At 53.0% G+C, this 13,382-nt stretch carries 15 protein-coding genes; 11 read left to right on the top strand and 4 right to left on the bottom strand.

Annotation, left to right across the window (positions count from 1 at the left end):
* The 3 genes from FDX04_RS23035 to FDX04_RS23025 form a co-directional block, all read right to left on the bottom strand.
* A partial coding sequence (locus tag FDX04_RS23035) for a YbjP/YqhG family protein (RefSeq protein WP_137371508.1) occupies positions 1–542 on the bottom strand: 542 nt, incomplete at its 3' end.
* Positions 542–910, bottom strand: a complete 369-nt coding sequence (locus FDX04_RS23030) for an NlpC/P60 family protein (RefSeq protein WP_137371507.1) — start codon at positions 908–910, stop codon at positions 542–544. The genes FDX04_RS23030 and FDX04_RS23035, both read right to left, overlap by 1 nt.
* Positions 911–1,080: 170 nt before the next feature.
* A complete protein-coding gene (locus FDX04_RS23025) occupies positions 1,081–1,317 on the bottom strand; it encodes a helix-turn-helix domain-containing protein (protein WP_137360968.1) in 237 nt (78 codons plus the stop codon).
* A gap of 171 nt (positions 1,318–1,488) precedes the next feature.
* On the opposite strand from FDX04_RS23025, the gene FDX04_RS23020 reads away from it, so the two are divergent.
* Entirely contained in the window at positions 1,489–1,863 is a 375-nt protein-coding gene (locus FDX04_RS23020; RefSeq protein ID WP_137371506.1) for a DNA-binding protein, read from the top strand.
* Positions 1,864–2,042: 179 nt separating this feature from the next.
* Positions 2,043–3,221, top strand: coding sequence for an MFS transporter (locus FDX04_RS23015; protein WP_061382126.1), 1,179 nt, complete (start codon positions 2,043–2,045; stop codon positions 3,219–3,221).
* Here the strand turns inward: FDX04_RS23015 and flk are convergent.
* The gene (gene flk, locus FDX04_RS23010) at positions 3,218–4,225 is read right to left on the bottom strand and encodes a flagella biosynthesis regulator Flk (protein ID WP_137371505.1); all 1,008 of its coding nucleotides are present in this window, start codon (positions 4,223–4,225) and stop codon (positions 3,218–3,220) included. The genes FDX04_RS23015 and flk overlap by 4 nt on opposite strands.
* 108 nt (positions 4,226–4,333) lie before the next feature.
* On the opposite strand from flk, the gene pdxB reads away from it, so the two are divergent.
* The 9 genes from pdxB to purF all read left to right on the top strand — a co-directional run bounded on the left by pdxB (position 4,334) and on the right by purF (position 13,349).
* Positions 4,334–5,470, top strand: a complete 1,137-nt coding sequence (gene pdxB / locus FDX04_RS23005; protein WP_137371504.1) for a 4-phosphoerythronate dehydrogenase PdxB — start codon at positions 4,334–4,336, stop codon at positions 5,468–5,470.
* Between the two features lie 67 nt (positions 5,471–5,537).
* Positions 5,538–6,551: an aspartate-semialdehyde dehydrogenase gene (locus FDX04_RS23000; protein ID WP_042307061.1), complete on the top strand. Its 1,014-nt coding sequence runs from the start codon at positions 5,538–5,540 to the stop codon at positions 6,549–6,551.
* The gene (gene truA, locus FDX04_RS22995; protein ID WP_042307062.1) at positions 6,551–7,363 is read left to right on the top strand and encodes a tRNA pseudouridine(38-40) synthase TruA; all 813 of its coding nucleotides are present in this window, start codon (positions 6,551–6,553) and stop codon (positions 7,361–7,363) included. Before FDX04_RS23000 ends, truA begins: the two co-directional genes overlap by 1 nt.
* Positions 7,364–7,387: 24 nt before the next feature.
* Entirely contained in the window at positions 7,388–8,047 is a 660-nt protein-coding gene (locus FDX04_RS22990) for a DedA family protein (protein ID WP_003028140.1), read from the top strand.
* 149 nt (positions 8,048–8,196) lie between these two features.
* The gene (gene accD, locus FDX04_RS22985; protein ID WP_006683629.1) at positions 8,197–9,111 is read left to right on the top strand and encodes an acetyl-CoA carboxylase, carboxyltransferase subunit beta; all 915 of its coding nucleotides are present in this window, start codon (positions 8,197–8,199) and stop codon (positions 9,109–9,111) included.
* 69 nt (positions 9,112–9,180) lie between these two features.
* Positions 9,181–10,449, top strand: coding sequence for a bifunctional tetrahydrofolate synthase/dihydrofolate synthase (gene folC / locus FDX04_RS22980; RefSeq protein ID WP_137360961.1), 1,269 nt, complete (start codon positions 9,181–9,183; stop codon positions 10,447–10,449).
* Positions 10,439–11,107, top strand: coding sequence for a cell division protein DedD (gene dedD / locus FDX04_RS22975; protein ID WP_137360960.1), 669 nt, complete (start codon positions 10,439–10,441; stop codon positions 11,105–11,107). Before folC ends, dedD begins: the two co-directional genes overlap by 11 nt.
* 202 nt (positions 11,108–11,309) lie before the next feature.
* Entirely contained in the window at positions 11,310–11,798 is a 489-nt protein-coding gene (cvpA, locus tag FDX04_RS22970) for a colicin V production protein (RefSeq protein WP_006683632.1), read from the top strand.
* A 33-nt stretch (positions 11,799–11,831) separates the two neighbouring features.
* Entirely contained in the window at positions 11,832–13,349 is a 1,518-nt protein-coding gene (purF, locus tag FDX04_RS22965) for an amidophosphoribosyltransferase (RefSeq protein ID WP_005129677.1), read from the top strand.
* The last annotated feature ends 33 nt before the right edge of the window (positions 13,350–13,382 follow it).

The following is a 13,382-nucleotide window of genomic DNA, read 5'->3' as shown; positions in this document are numbered from 1 at the left end:
CTCCGGCTATGCCGGAGGATATTTATTTTATTCATTTTTTCGTACTCCGGCGCGATTTCCGCCGACCAGGCTTTGGCTCGTGTGATATCACCAGTGCTGTAGATTGGCTGTTCAAATTGATTATCCAGATTCCGCACGCGATAAATTTTCCAGCGACCCTCTTCCCAACGCGTATACACTTCCAGTTGCATGGGCGCTTCGCCTGCCGGTCCACCTAATTGCACTTCCACCTTTTCGCCACCGAGAAAGGGCTGAGCTGCTCCAACCCGTAGCCGCGGGATCCATTCAGGGTCGTAATCCTGAACGTACATAAAGTAGTCAGAATTTATTATTTCCTGCTCGTAAAGGCTGTCAATCAGCGCCAGACGATCGATAACGTCTTTCGCCACATAACGTTGCATGAGCGCGGACGTATCTCGATCTTGTGTGTAGGCGGACATCCACGCGAGATAGAATTGTTTTACATCCTGATTGCTGTCACTGCGTGATGAAGAGCAGCAACAAAGTAACAAAACCAGAGCAATCAACGAGAACGCTTTCATTACTGCTTCCTGTAAATAGTGTATGGCGGTTTTGCCGCCCGATAACCTGGTCCCGCCCACATATCACGTTGTCTAAAATCGGAGTACCACTCCTGACCGTCAAATATCGCCATATGACCGCTTGGGTTTCCTCCCTCATAAGGTTGAATGACGACGACATCTCCTGCTCGGGGCTGTTCAAATTGGCCAATGGCGCTGAAACCGGCACTTTTTAGCATGGAGCCATAATCTTTAGCATGATAAGTATGCCCAAGAGTGATACCTCCTGCCTGAATAGCTTTACGGGTAAATTCTGCACAACGCTTTTGAGAATGGCTGCCTGCATGAGATTTTGCATAATTTGTTGCTGCTGTTTTATCCCAGCTCATCACGACTCCTGTTAAGAGAATATTTAATAAGTTCGTGTATTGCTTTAACAGGATTTAATCTGACGAGAATGACCGATAGTGCTATTAATATCGAAAATACATTTACTTGAAATATTAATTAATCCGTTTGGTAAATTATTGGTGATAAATTTATAATTTATGTTTATTCTTTATAACCGTTTTTTTGTTGATTTAGAGAGATAGCGTGACGGCCAAATGACGTCCGGCGTAGTTTCCAGCGCCTGGGCGATGATCTGTTCTGCGCGCGGCCAGCTTCGGGTAAATACATTACGCAGCGAATCAGGAGATAAACCCGCCGAACGTGACAATTCTCTGAGCGTAATGCCTCTTTTTTCCAGTGCACTTTTAATATCTGCACGATGCCAGTCTTGGCTTTTGTGTTCCATTCTGTAATCCTAAGAAGATGTGTTATCGGCGCCGATATTTTCAGGGTATAAATTAGAAAGGCAAAAAGAATGTAACTTTCTTTTTGTCGTTGGAATATTGCCAGAATTAATCTGAAATTTCGCGCAAAAGAAAAAATATTTTTATTTCATCAGCGGAAAGGAAAATAACTGATGGTAAAAGAGTGGTTTACGGTGAAGGAGTGTCTTGAATTGCCTGGGTTTCCGAGAAGCGCACCAGCCGTTCGCTTGCGATTAAATACCTACAGTGAAGGGAAGGAGGGCGTTAAGCGCAAGCGTGCGAAGTCTAAGGCTGAGGAATTCCATATTTCTGTGTTTCCGCTGTACGTCCGCTCGTATCTGAATAAAAATGAGCAAACAGAAGTGCCTGATCGTAACATCGTGCAGGAAGCCGAGCCCAAAGAGATTTGGGATATGATGTTCCGGCTCCTGACGCCGCAGCAGCGTGAACAGGTAACCGGGTTGTTCAGAACGAAGGGAATTGACGCTGTATTTCCCTTTTTGTTCGTAGACAAGTCATCGTTTTGATGCGTGTAGCTATGCTTTCACAGTTGACAGCCAGGGCCCCTCACAGGCAGACTCCAGCTTCAACATTATCCTCTTGATAATGCGTAAGCGTTTAACGTTATCCAACGCACCTTAATCCTGAAAGTCAGGTAGAGGGGGCGTGGGCATTCCTCGCCTTACTCTGCATTTTGGAGTAACGCATGACAGCAGTAACCCAACAAGAAAAAACACCGTCGGCGAACTTTTCGCTGTTTCGTATCGCTTTTGCGGTTTTCCTGACCTACATGACGGTCGGTCTGCCTTTGCCCGTCATTCCTCTGTTTGTGCACCACGAGCTGGGCTATGGCAACACCATGGTTGGTATCGCCGTAGGCGTACAGTTTTTGGCAACGGTCTTAACCCGCGGCTACGCCGGGCGCTTAGCCGATCAATATGGCGCTAAACGTTCGGCGCTACAGGGGATGTTTGCCTGTGCGCTGGCGGGGGCGGCGTGGCTTTTAGCCGCGCTATTGCCTGTCTCTGTCCCGGTGAAATTTGCGTTGTTAATCGTCGGGCGTTTGATCCTCGGCTTTGGCGAAAGCCAACTGCTCACCGGAACCCTGACCTGGGGACTGGGGCTGGTTGGCCCAACGCGATCCGGTAAAGTAATGTCGTGGAACGGGATGGCGATTTACGGTGCGCTGGCTGCCGGTGCGCCGTTGGGCTTGCTGATCCATAGCCACTTTGGCTTCGCGGCGCTGGCGGGAACCACGATGGTATTACCGCTGCTGGCCTGGGCATTCAACGGCACCGTTCGTAAAGTGCCTGCGCATGCCGGGGAACGACCTTCACTGTGGAGCGTGGTCGGGCTTATCTGGAAACCGGGCCTGGGTCTGGCATTGCAGGGCGTGGGTTTTGCCGTCATCGGTACGTTTATTTCGCTCTATTTTGTCAGCAATGGCTGGACGATGGCGGGATTCACCCTGACCGCGTTTGGCGGGGCATTTGTGCTGATGCGCATTCTGTTTGGCTGGATGCCGGACCGGTTCGGCGGCGTGAAGGTCGCCGTTGTTTCATTGCTGGTTGAAACTGCGGGCCTGATCCTGCTGTGGCAGGCTCCCTCTGCCTGGGTTGCTCTGCTCGGGGCGGCATTAACCGGGGCCGGGTGTTCGCTTATCTTCCCGGCATTGGGCGTTGAAGTTGTGAAGCGAGTGCCAGCACAGGTTCGTGGTACGGCGTTAGGCGGTTACGCCGCATTTCAGGATATCTCCTACGGCGTAAGCGGCCCTGTCGCCGGGGTGCTGGCCACCGCGTACGGTTATCCCTCGGTATTCCTTGCCGGGGCGATATCCGCCGTGGTGGGGATTGTTGTGACGTTGCTGACTCTGCGAAAAGGCTAAGCGACCAGCCAGAAAATGGCTAACGCAATCATCAAGGCAATAAATATCAGTCCCGGTCGTGCCGACAGTGATTTAACCGTTTCAATCATCGGCGCGAACGGGCTGTAAATGGGTTGGGGATGGCGCGGATCGTTTAATTCCTGCTCCCGGTCACGTTCCACGCGGCGCAGGAAGATTTGATTCAGCAAGTCCAGCACCTGAACTGTGGTCAGAATCGATTGTGGTTGGATCTGATATGTCTGCTGCGCGTACTCTTTGATTGCCGTCAGCTCATTGGGCTCTAACGGCAGCTTCAGCGCCGCCTGCAGCGTTTGTAGCGTCGGGGCATTTTGCAGACTGAGCGTCTGGCGCGCCTGCAGCCAGGTGACCAGATGCGTAAATTGTTTGGCGGGGATTAGCTCTCCGCTTTTTACCCCAGACAGCTCCAGCATAGATTGCCAGATCATCTTACCGGATTCTCCCGTAGCCGCCGCCAGCTTGGTAACTAACTGGTTCAGCGTATTGTGCTCTGCGGGTAATAACGGGCGATCGGTAGCCGGACGCTGCTGCGGCTGCGGTATTGAAAGCTGACCTTGTTGCAACAGGGTCAGCACGTTCTTCAATTGTTCTGGCGTGAGTTGGCTAAGCGCCGTCTGCCCATACTGCTGGCGAATAAAATCACTCACCGCCTGACGGTTATTTCCCTGACTTAACAGTTCAGTAAGCTGCGACAGCACCTGACGATTAGCATGGTTCTGCTGTGCGACTTCCAGCCGCTGGTTCAGGTTTTGCTCTGCGGCAGGAAAGTGACGTGACTGCAACGGTGTGTCACTTTTAACGCCCAGATCGTGTTTCATTCCAGCCCACACCTCAGCGCTTTGCTGTTGGGTGAGCGAAATCAAACGGGTAATCAGCCGTTCCAGCACGGTACGTTGTAACGTGGATAACGGTTGCTCACCTGCAACGGAGGGGACATTTTGGCCTTCGCCGGGAGGGCGAGCGGGCGTACCTGAAATGGGCTGCATCGTCTCTGTTCCTTAAATCTGTGCTGACCAGGTCTCGCAGTATGCCTGGCGGCGAGATTATGGCACACTTGCCCGGTTAACTCTCGTTCTCAAACAGGTGCGAAAGACGTGAAAATCCTCGTTGATGAAAATATGCCCTATGCCCGCGAACTGTTCAGTCGTTTGGGGGAGGTCAAAGCGGTTCCTGGTCGTCCGATTCCCGTTGCTGAACTGGATGATGCGGATGCTTTAATGGTGCGCTCGGTGACGAAAGTCAATGAATCACTGCTCAGCGGAAAACCGGTTAAATTTGTTGGTACGGCAACCGCAGGCACGGACCATGTGGATGAGGCCTGGCTTGCGCAGTCGGGAATCGGTTTTTCCGCAGCGCCCGGATGTAATGCGATTGCGGTCGTAGAATATGTTTTTTCAGCGTTGTTAATGCTGGCGGAGCGCGACGGTTTTGCGTTACGCGATCGTACCGTGGGTATCGTCGGTGTTGGCAACGTAGGTGGACGTTTGCAGGCGCGACTGGAAGCGCTGGGGATGCGTACTTTGCTGTGCGATCCGCCAAGAGCCGATCGCGGTGACGAGGGCGATTTCCGCTCGCTGGACGAACTGGTACAGCAGGCCGATGTGCTGACTTTCCATACGCCACTATTTAAAGACGGCCCGTATAAGACACTGCACCTGGCGGATGACGCGCTGATGAGTCGACTGAAGCCCGGCACTATTCTGATCAACGCCTGCCGTGGGCCGGTTATCGACAATACGGCATTACTGAACCGGCTTAACACCGGGCAGGCGCTGAGCGTGGTGCTGGATGTCTGGGAAGGCGAGCCGGATCTCAATGTGGCGTTGCTGGAGAAAGCCGATATCGGCACCGCGCACATTGCCGGATATACCCTGGAAGGAAAAGCACGTGGGACCACGCAGGTCTTTGAGGCCTATAGCAAGTTTATTGGTCGCGAGCAGCACGTGGCGCTGAACACCCTGTTACCTGCGCCGGAATTCGGTCGTATCACGTTGCACGGCCCGTTAGATCAGCCAACGCTGAAAAGGTTGGCGCATTTAGTGTATGATGTGCGCCGCGATGATGCGCCGCTGCGTAAAGTCGCTGGAATTCCGGGTGAATTTGATAAACTGCGTAAAAATTATCTTGAGCGCCGTGAATGGTCGTCTTTATACGTGATGTGTGACGACGAGACGACAGCCACCTTGCTGTGTAAGCTGGGTTTTAACGCTGTTCATCACCCGGCACATTAATGTCTTCTTAATGCTCCCTGTCGAATAATGCGACAGGGACGCTTATGTATTTCTGGAGTAAATCACCATGTCTGAAGGCTGGAACATTGCCATTCTGGGCGCAACGGGCGCCGTAGGCGAAGCCCTGCTCGATACGCTGGCTGAACGCCAGTTCCCGGTCGGTGAAATTTTTGCGCTGGCGCGTAACGAAAGTGCCGGTGAGCACCTGCGTTTTAACGGTAAATCGGTCATTGTTCAGGATGTTGCAGACTTTGACTGGACGCAGGCACAACTGGCATTTTTTGTTGCGGGCGCTGAGGCCACCGCTGCATGGGTGGAAGAAGCAACCAATGCCGGTTGTCTGGTTATCGACAGCAGTGGTTTGTTCGCACTTGAGCCTGACGTTCCGCTGGTGGTTCCGGACGTTAACCCGTTCGTGTTGGCAGATTACCGCAACCGCAATGTGATTGCGGTCCCTAATAGCCTGACCAGTCAACTGTTGTCTGCGCTGAAACCGCTGATTGATGATGGTGGTCTTTCACGTATTACGGTGACCAATATTCTGTCGGCCTCTGCGCACGGTAAAAAAGCGGTGGATGCGTTGGCAGGGCAAAGTGCGAAACTGCTCAATGGTATCCCGATTGACGAAGACGATTTCTTTGGTCGCCAGCTGGCATTCAATATGCTGCCGCTGCTGCCAGATCGCGAAGGTAGCGTGCGTGAAGAACGTCGTATCGTTGATGAAGTGCGCAAAATTATGCAGGATGACGGTCTGCTTATCTCCGCTAGCATCGTACAGTCACCGGTATTCTACGGTCACGCGCAGATGGTGAATTTTGAAGCTCTGCGTCCATTAGCTGCGGAAGAAGCGCGCGATGCGTTTTCTCGCGCTGAAGACGTGGCGTTGTCGGAAGAGACCGATTTCCCGACTCAGGTTGGCGATGCGTCAGGTACGCCACATCTTTCCATCGGCTGTGTACATAACGATTACGGTATGCCGGAGCAGGTTCAGTTCTGGTCCGTGGCAGACAACGTGCGTTTTGGCGGCGCGTTGATGGCGGTGAAAATTGCGGAGAAACTGGTGCAGGAGTATCTGTACTAATGTCGGACCTGCAACAGCCGCTAACCCATAAAATTGCGCTGGGCATTGAGTATGACGGCAGCAAATATTATGGCTGGCAGCGCCAGAACGAAGTGCGTAGCGTTCAGGAAAAGCTGGAAAAAGCGCTTTCTCAGGTCGCGAATGAGCGTATCAATGTCTTTTGTGCGGGGCGCACGGATGCGGGCGTTCATGGCACAGGGCAGGTCGTGCATTTTGAAACGCACGCTGTGCGTAAAGACGCCGCCTGGACGTTGGGCGTAAATGCGAATTTACCTGGTGACATCGCCGTGCGCTGGGTGAAAGCTGTACCTGATGATTTTCATGCCCGATTTAGCGCCACGGCTCGCCGTTATCGCTACATCATCTACAATCATCGGTTGCGCCCTGCGGTTTTGGGCAAAGGGGTAACCCATTACTATGAGCCGCTGGATGCTGAACGTATGCATCGTGCAGCCCAGTGTCTGATCGGCGAAAATGATTTTACCTCGTTTCGTGCGGTGCAGTGCCAGTCGCGCACACCGTGGCGTAACGTGATGCACATTAACGTTGAACGTTTTGGTGCATATGTGGTGGTGGATATTAAAGCGAATGCCTTTGTACATCATATGGTCAGGAATATTGTCGGCAGCCTGATGGAAGTAGGCGCCAACAACCAGCCGGAGAGCTGGATAGCAGAACTGTTAGCAGCGAAGGACAGAACGCTGGCAGCGGCAACGGCGAAAGCGGAAGGACTGTATTTGGTTGCGGTAGATTACCCTGACCGGTTCGACCTGCCAAAACCGCCAATGGGCCCGCTATTTCTGGCGGACTAATTTGAGTCGTATAAAGGCAAAACTATGGACCTGATTTACTTTCTTATCGATTTTATTCTGCACATTGATGTGCACCTGGCAGAGCTGGTCGCGGAATACGGTATCTGGGTATACGCGATTCTGTTTCTGATCCTGTTCTGTGAAACCGGGCTGGTAGTGACGCCGTTCCTGCCGGGGGACTCACTGCTGTTTGTTGCTGGCGCGCTTTCTGCGCTGCCAACTAACGATCTCAATGTTCATCTGATGGTGGCGTTGATGATTGTGGCTGCGATTGTCGGCGATGCGGTGAACTATACGATTGGCCGGTTGTTCGGTGAAAAACTCTTTAGTAACCCGAACTCCAAAATTTTTCGTCGCAGCTACCTGGATAAAACCCATGCGTTCTACGAGCGTCATGGCGGAAAAACGATTATCCTGGCGCGTTTCGTGCCTATCGTGCGGACATTTGCGCCATTTGTTGCCGGTATGGGACACATGTCCTACCGCCACTTTGCGATGTATAACGTTGTAGGCGCACTGCTGTGGGTATTGCTGTTCACCTATGCAGGCTATCTGTTTGGCGATCTGCCCATCGTTCAGGAAAACCTGAAATTATTGATTGTGGCGATTATCGTCCTTTCCGTATTGCCGGGTGTGATTGAAGTAATTCGTCATAAACGGGCTGCGTCACGGGCTGCAAAATAGAAAGTAACTCAGCGGTTCGACCACTTTTTTATCCAAAGTTTCGGGCTGTTATGTTTTAATGTGCAACATTCATGGTCTGTTAGGGGCAAAAATGGCATTATGCGCCCCTTATAACAAAGCTGACTAGGGTTCAGGCAGAAAGGTCACCAATGAGCTGGATTGAACGAATTAAAAGCAACATTACTCCCACCCGCAAGGCAAGCATTCCTGAAGGGGTGTGGACCAAGTGTGATAGCTGCGGTCAGGTTTTATACCGTGCTGAGCTGGAACGTAATCTTGAGGTCTGTCCGAAGTGTGACCATCATATGCGCATGTCGGCGCGCAATCGCCTGCATAGCCTGTTAGATGAAGGTACTCTTGTGGAACTGGGTAGCGAACTTGAGCCGAAAGACGTGCTGAAGTTTCGTGACTCCAAAAAGTACAAAGACAGACTGGCCTCAGCACAGAAAGAAACCGGCGAGAAAGATGCGCTGGTGGTGATGAAAGGCACGCTTCACGGTATGCCGGTCGTTGCGGCTGCATTCGAGTTCGCGTTTATGGGCGGCTCCATGGGTTCTGTCGTCGGTGCGCGTTTCGTCCGTGCCGTTGAGCAGGCGCTGGAAGACAACTGTCCGCTAATCTGCTTCTCCGCTTCTGGCGGGGCGCGTATGCAGGAAGCGCTGATGTCTCTGATGCAGATGGCGAAAACCTCTGCTGCGCTGGCGAAAATGCAGGAACGCGGTTTACCGTACATTTCTGTACTGACCGACCCAACGATGGGCGGTGTTTCCGCAAGCTTCGCGATGCTGGGCGATCTCAACATTGCCGAACCGAAAGCGTTGATCGGCTTTGCGGGTCCGCGTGTTATCGAGCAAACCGTACGTGAGAAACTGCCGCCGGGATTCCAGCGCAGCGAGTTCCTGATTGAAAAAGGCGCTATCGATATGATCGTCCGCCGTCCGGAAATGCGTCTGAAACTGGCAAGCATTCTGGCGAAGCTGATGAATCTTCCGGCGCCGAATCCGGATGAGCCGCGTGAAGGCGAGGTGGTACCTCCGGTACCCGATCAGGAATCAGAGGCCTGATAACTGAAAAGGGCAGGGCCACAGGCGCTGCCCTTTTGCTTTTCTCAACGTAAAGAATCTACAGGCATCATGGACAATAAACGTATTCCTCAAGCCGCGTCGCCCCTGGCGTCGTGGCTTTCTTATCTGGAAAACCTGCACAGTAAAACCATCGATCTGGGCCTTGAACGCGTCAGTCAGGTGGCGCGTAAATTGGGTGTGTTGAAACCCGCGCCATTTGTCTTTACGGTGGCGGGAACCAACGGAAAAGGCACGACCTGCCGTACGCTGGAATCGGTGCTGACCGCAGCAGGTTATAAAGTCGGAGTATACAGTTCGCCGCATCTGGTGCGTTACACGGAACGCGTGCGCGTGCAGGGGCGTGAACTGCCGGAATCCGCGCATACCGCTTCGTTTGCTGAGATTGAAGACGCACGTGGCGATATTTCCCTGACCTACTTTGAATACGGTACGCTATCGGCGCTTTGGTTGTTTAAACAGGCTCAGTTGGACGTAGTCATTCTGGAAGTGGGGTTAGGCGGTCGCCTTGACGCGACGAATATCGTCGATGCCGATGTTGCGGTCGTCACCAGTATTGCGCTTGATCATACTGACTGGCTGGGCCCGGATCGCGAGAGCATTGGTCGTGAGAAAGCGGGGATTTTCCGCGCAGAGAAACCGGCCATCGTTGGCGAACCGGAAATGCCATACACTATTGCGGATGTGGCGCAAGAGTGCGGGGCGATTTTGCAACGCTGTGGTGTGGACTGGCGCTATACGGTAACGGAGAACGACTGGTCCTTTACGGACGCTCACGGCACGTTGGCGCATCTGCCATTGCCACAGGTTCCACAACCGAACGCTGCGACCGCACTGGCTGCGCTGCGTTCCAGTGGTCTTGACGTCAGCGAGCAGGCAATTCGTGACGGAATCAAACAGGCGATTTTACCGGGGCGCTTCCAGATTGTGAGCGAGTCGCCGCGGGTGATTTTTGATGTTGCCCATAACCCGCATGCGGCGGAATATCTGACCGGACGTCTGAAAAAGTTAGTGAAAAGCGGGCGTGTACTTGCAGTTATCGGTATGCTACATGATAAAGATATTGCCGGTACGTTGGCCTGGTTAAAAAGCGTGGTCGATGTCTGGTACTGCGCGCCACTGGAAGGGCCGCGTGGCGCAACGGCAGAACAGCTGTTAGAACATCTGGGCAAAGGTGAAGCCTATGACAGCGTGGCGCAGGCATGGTCTGCGGCACTGGCCGAGGCGAAGCCAGAAGATACCGTGTTGGTGTGTGGATCGTTTCACACTGTCGCACATGTCATGGAAGTGATAGACGTGGGGAGAAGCGGTGGCGAGTAAGTTTCAGAATCGATTAGTTGGCACAATTGTGCTGGTCGCGCTTGGGGTGATTGTGCTCCCCGGACTGCTTGACGGGCAAAAAAAACATTATCAGGATGAGTTTGCTGCGATCCCTCTGGTGCCCAAACCGGGCGATCGCGACGAACCGGACATGATGCCTGCGGCAACGCAGGCGCTGCCGACGCAACCGCCTGAAGGGGCGGCAGAAGAGGTGCGCGCGGGCGATGCCGCCGCGCCATCGCTGGACCCATCGCGCATGGCAACGGCAAACAGCGCGGAGTTAGATCCTGTCCCTGCACCTGTTGAACCGCCGAAACCTAAACCGAAGCCGCAACCCGTTGCCGCCACACCGGCACCAACCCCTGCGCCTGCTCCAGCACCGAAACCAGTCGCGGAAGACGCGCCAGCCCCGACCGGCAAAGCGTATGTTGTGCAGCTCGGCGCGCTGAAAAATGCGGATAAGGTCAATGAGATCGTGGGTAAACTTCGTGGCGCGGGCTTCCGGGTATATACTTCCCCGTCAACGCCGGTACAGGGTAAAATAACCCGCATTCTCGTAGGGCCTGACGCCTCCAGAGATAAGCTGAAGAACTCGCTGGGCGAGCTGCAGAAGATCTCTGGTCTGAGTGGGGTTGTGATGGGGTATACCCCTAATTAAGGGGCCGTCTCATGTCGGCCGGATACGGTGTTTTCATCGCTATCCGGCAGTGTCCGAAGAGGCATAAAACCGTATGGCGTTGAAGATTTTTTCAGCGCCATTTTTATTTACGCGTGGAAAGGAAATCCCTACGCAAACGTTTTCTTTTTCTGTTAGAATGCGCCCCGAACAGGACGACAGGGCGTAAAATCGTGGGACACTTATGGTCTGGATTGATTACGCCATTATCGCGGTGATTGGTTTTTCCTGTCTGGTTAGCCTGATCCGTGGCTTTGTTCGTGAAGCATTATCGTTGGTGACTTGGGGTTGTGCTTTCTTTGTCGCCAGCCATTACTACACTTACCTGTCTGTCTGGTTTACGGGCTTTGAAGACGAACTGGTTCGAAATGGGATTGCTATCGCGATACTGTTCATCGCGACACTTATCGTCGGCGCTATCGTTAACTTTGTGATAGGCCAACTGGTAGAGAAAACAGGTTTGTCGGGTACCGACAGGGTGTTGGGGGTTTGCTTTGGTGCTCTGCGAGGAGCGCTGATCGTCGCCGCCATACTGTTCTTTCTCGATACGTTTACCGGTCTGTCGAAAAGTGAAGACTGGAGTAAGTCGCAGCTGATCCCGCAGTTCAGTTTCATCATCAGATGGTTCTTTGACTATCTGCAAAGCTCGTCAAGTTTCTTGCCCAAAGTATAAACTTTGGGTCGTTGCTGAACGAGGAAAAGACGTATGTGCGGTATTGTCGGTATCGCCGGTGTTATGCCGGTAAACCAGTCGATTTATGACGCGTTAACGGTGCTCCAGCATCGTGGTCAGGATGCTGCGGGCATCATCACTATTGATGCCAACAACTGCTTCCGCTTGCGTAAAGCAAACGGAATGGTGAGCGATATTTTTGAAGCGCGCCATATGCAGCGTTTGCAGGGCAATATGGGCATCGGTCATGTGCGTTACCCAACGGCTGGCAGCTCCAGCGCCTCCGAAGCTCAACCTTTTTACGTTAACTCACCGTATGGCATCACGCTTGCCCATAACGGCAACCTGACCAATGCGCATGAGCTGCGTAAAAAGCTGTTTGAAGAAAAGCGCCGCCACATCAATACCACTTCAGATTCTGAAATCCTGCTGAATATTTTCGCCAGCGAACTGGATAACTTCCGCCATTACCCGCTGGAAGCAGACAATATTTTTGCGGCCATTGCGGCAACCAACCGCCAGATCCGTGGCGCCTATGCCTGCGTGGCGATGATTATTGGCCACGGTATGGTTGCCTTCCGCGATCCTAACGGTATTCGCCCACTGGTACTGGGCAAACGCGATATTGGCGACGGTCGCACCGAGTATATGGTGGCTTCCGAGAGCGTGGCGCTGGATACGCTGGGCTTTGAATTCCTGCGCGATGTAGCACCTGGCGAAGCGGTGTACATCACCGAAAAAGGCCAGCTGTTTACCCGCCAGTGCGCCGATAACCCGGTCAGCAATCCGTGCCTGTTCGAATACGTTTACTTTGCGCGTCCTGACTCCTTTATCGACAAGATTTCCGTCTACAGCGCCCGTGTGAATATGGGAACTAAGCTCGGCGAAAAAATTGCCCGCGAGTGGGAAGATCTGGATATCGACGTGGTGATCCCGATTCCGGAAACCTCTTGTGATATCGCGCTGGAAATCGCCCGTATTCTCGGCAAGCCGTACCGTCAGGGGTTTGTGAAAAACCGCTATGTGGGGCGTACCTTTATCATGCCGGGCCAGCAGCTGCGTCGTAAATCCGTGCGCCGTAAACTGAACGCCAACCGTGCGGAGTTCCGTGATAAGAACGTGCTGCTGGTGGATGACTCTATCGTACGTGGCACCACCTCAGAACAGATTATCGAGATGGCGCGTGAAGCCGGGGCGAAGAAGGTGTATCTGGCCTCTGCCGCACCGGAAATTCGCTTCCCGAACGTGTATGGTATCGATATGCCGACGGCGACGGAGCTGATTGCCCACGGTCGCGAAGTGGACGAGATTCGTCAGATAATCGGCGCAGACGGGCTTATCTTCCAGGACCTGAACGATCTGATTGAGGCCGTTCGCGCTGAGAACCCAGATATTCAGCAGTTTGAATGTTCAGTGTTTAACGGCGTCTATGTCACCAAAGACGTTGACCAGCAGTATCTCGATTTCCTCGATTCCCTGCGTAATGACGATGCCAAAGCGATATTGCGTCAGAATGAAGCGGAAAACCTTGAGATGCACAACGAAGGTTAATGTTTGCTCGCAAGCAAGGGCGCAATCCGCACC

The sequence above is a fragment of the Citrobacter sp. wls615 genome, assembly GCF_005281355.1.
GTDB lineage: Bacteria > Pseudomonadota > Gammaproteobacteria > Enterobacterales > Enterobacteriaceae > Citrobacter > Citrobacter werkmanii.
Note: the sequence above shows the minus strand (reverse complement) of the source record. Positions and strands in the feature narration are given on the sequence as shown.

What these genes read in the sequence shown, in the direction of transcription:
- purF (WP_005129677.1), top strand. Translation starts at nt 11,832, where the DNA reads ATGTGCGGTATTGTCGGTATCGCCGGTGTTATGCCGGTAAACCAGTCG.
- FDX04_RS23015 (WP_061382126.1), top strand. Translation starts at nt 2,043, where the DNA reads ATGACAGCAGTAACCCAACAAGAAAAAACACCGTCGGCGAACTTTTCG.
- accD (WP_006683629.1), top strand. Translation starts at nt 8,197, where the DNA reads ATGAGCTGGATTGAACGAATTAAAAGCAACATTACTCCCACCCGCAAG.
- truA (WP_042307062.1), top strand. Translation starts at nt 6,551, where the DNA reads ATGTCGGACCTGCAACAGCCGCTAACCCATAAAATTGCGCTGGGCATT.
- folC (WP_137360961.1), top strand. Translation starts at nt 9,181, where the DNA reads ATGGACAATAAACGTATTCCTCAAGCCGCGTCGCCCCTGGCGTCGTGG.
- FDX04_RS23030 (WP_137371507.1), bottom strand. Translation starts at nt 910, where the DNA reads ATGAGCTGGGATAAAACAGCAGCAACAAATTATGCAAAATCTCATGCA.
- FDX04_RS23025 (WP_137360968.1), bottom strand. Translation starts at nt 1,317, where the DNA reads ATGGAACACAAAAGCCAAGACTGGCATCGTGCAGATATTAAAAGTGCA.
- cvpA (WP_006683632.1), top strand. Translation starts at nt 11,310, where the DNA reads ATGGTCTGGATTGATTACGCCATTATCGCGGTGATTGGTTTTTCCTGT.
- flk (WP_137371505.1), bottom strand. Translation starts at nt 4,225, where the DNA reads ATGCAGCCCATTTCAGGTACGCCCGCTCGCCCTCCCGGCGAAGGCCAA.
- FDX04_RS22990 (WP_003028140.1), top strand. Translation starts at nt 7,388, where the DNA reads ATGGACCTGATTTACTTTCTTATCGATTTTATTCTGCACATTGATGTG.
- FDX04_RS23020 (WP_137371506.1), top strand. Translation starts at nt 1,489, where the DNA reads ATGGTAAAAGAGTGGTTTACGGTGAAGGAGTGTCTTGAATTGCCTGGG.
- FDX04_RS23000 (WP_042307061.1), top strand. Translation starts at nt 5,538, where the DNA reads ATGTCTGAAGGCTGGAACATTGCCATTCTGGGCGCAACGGGCGCCGTA.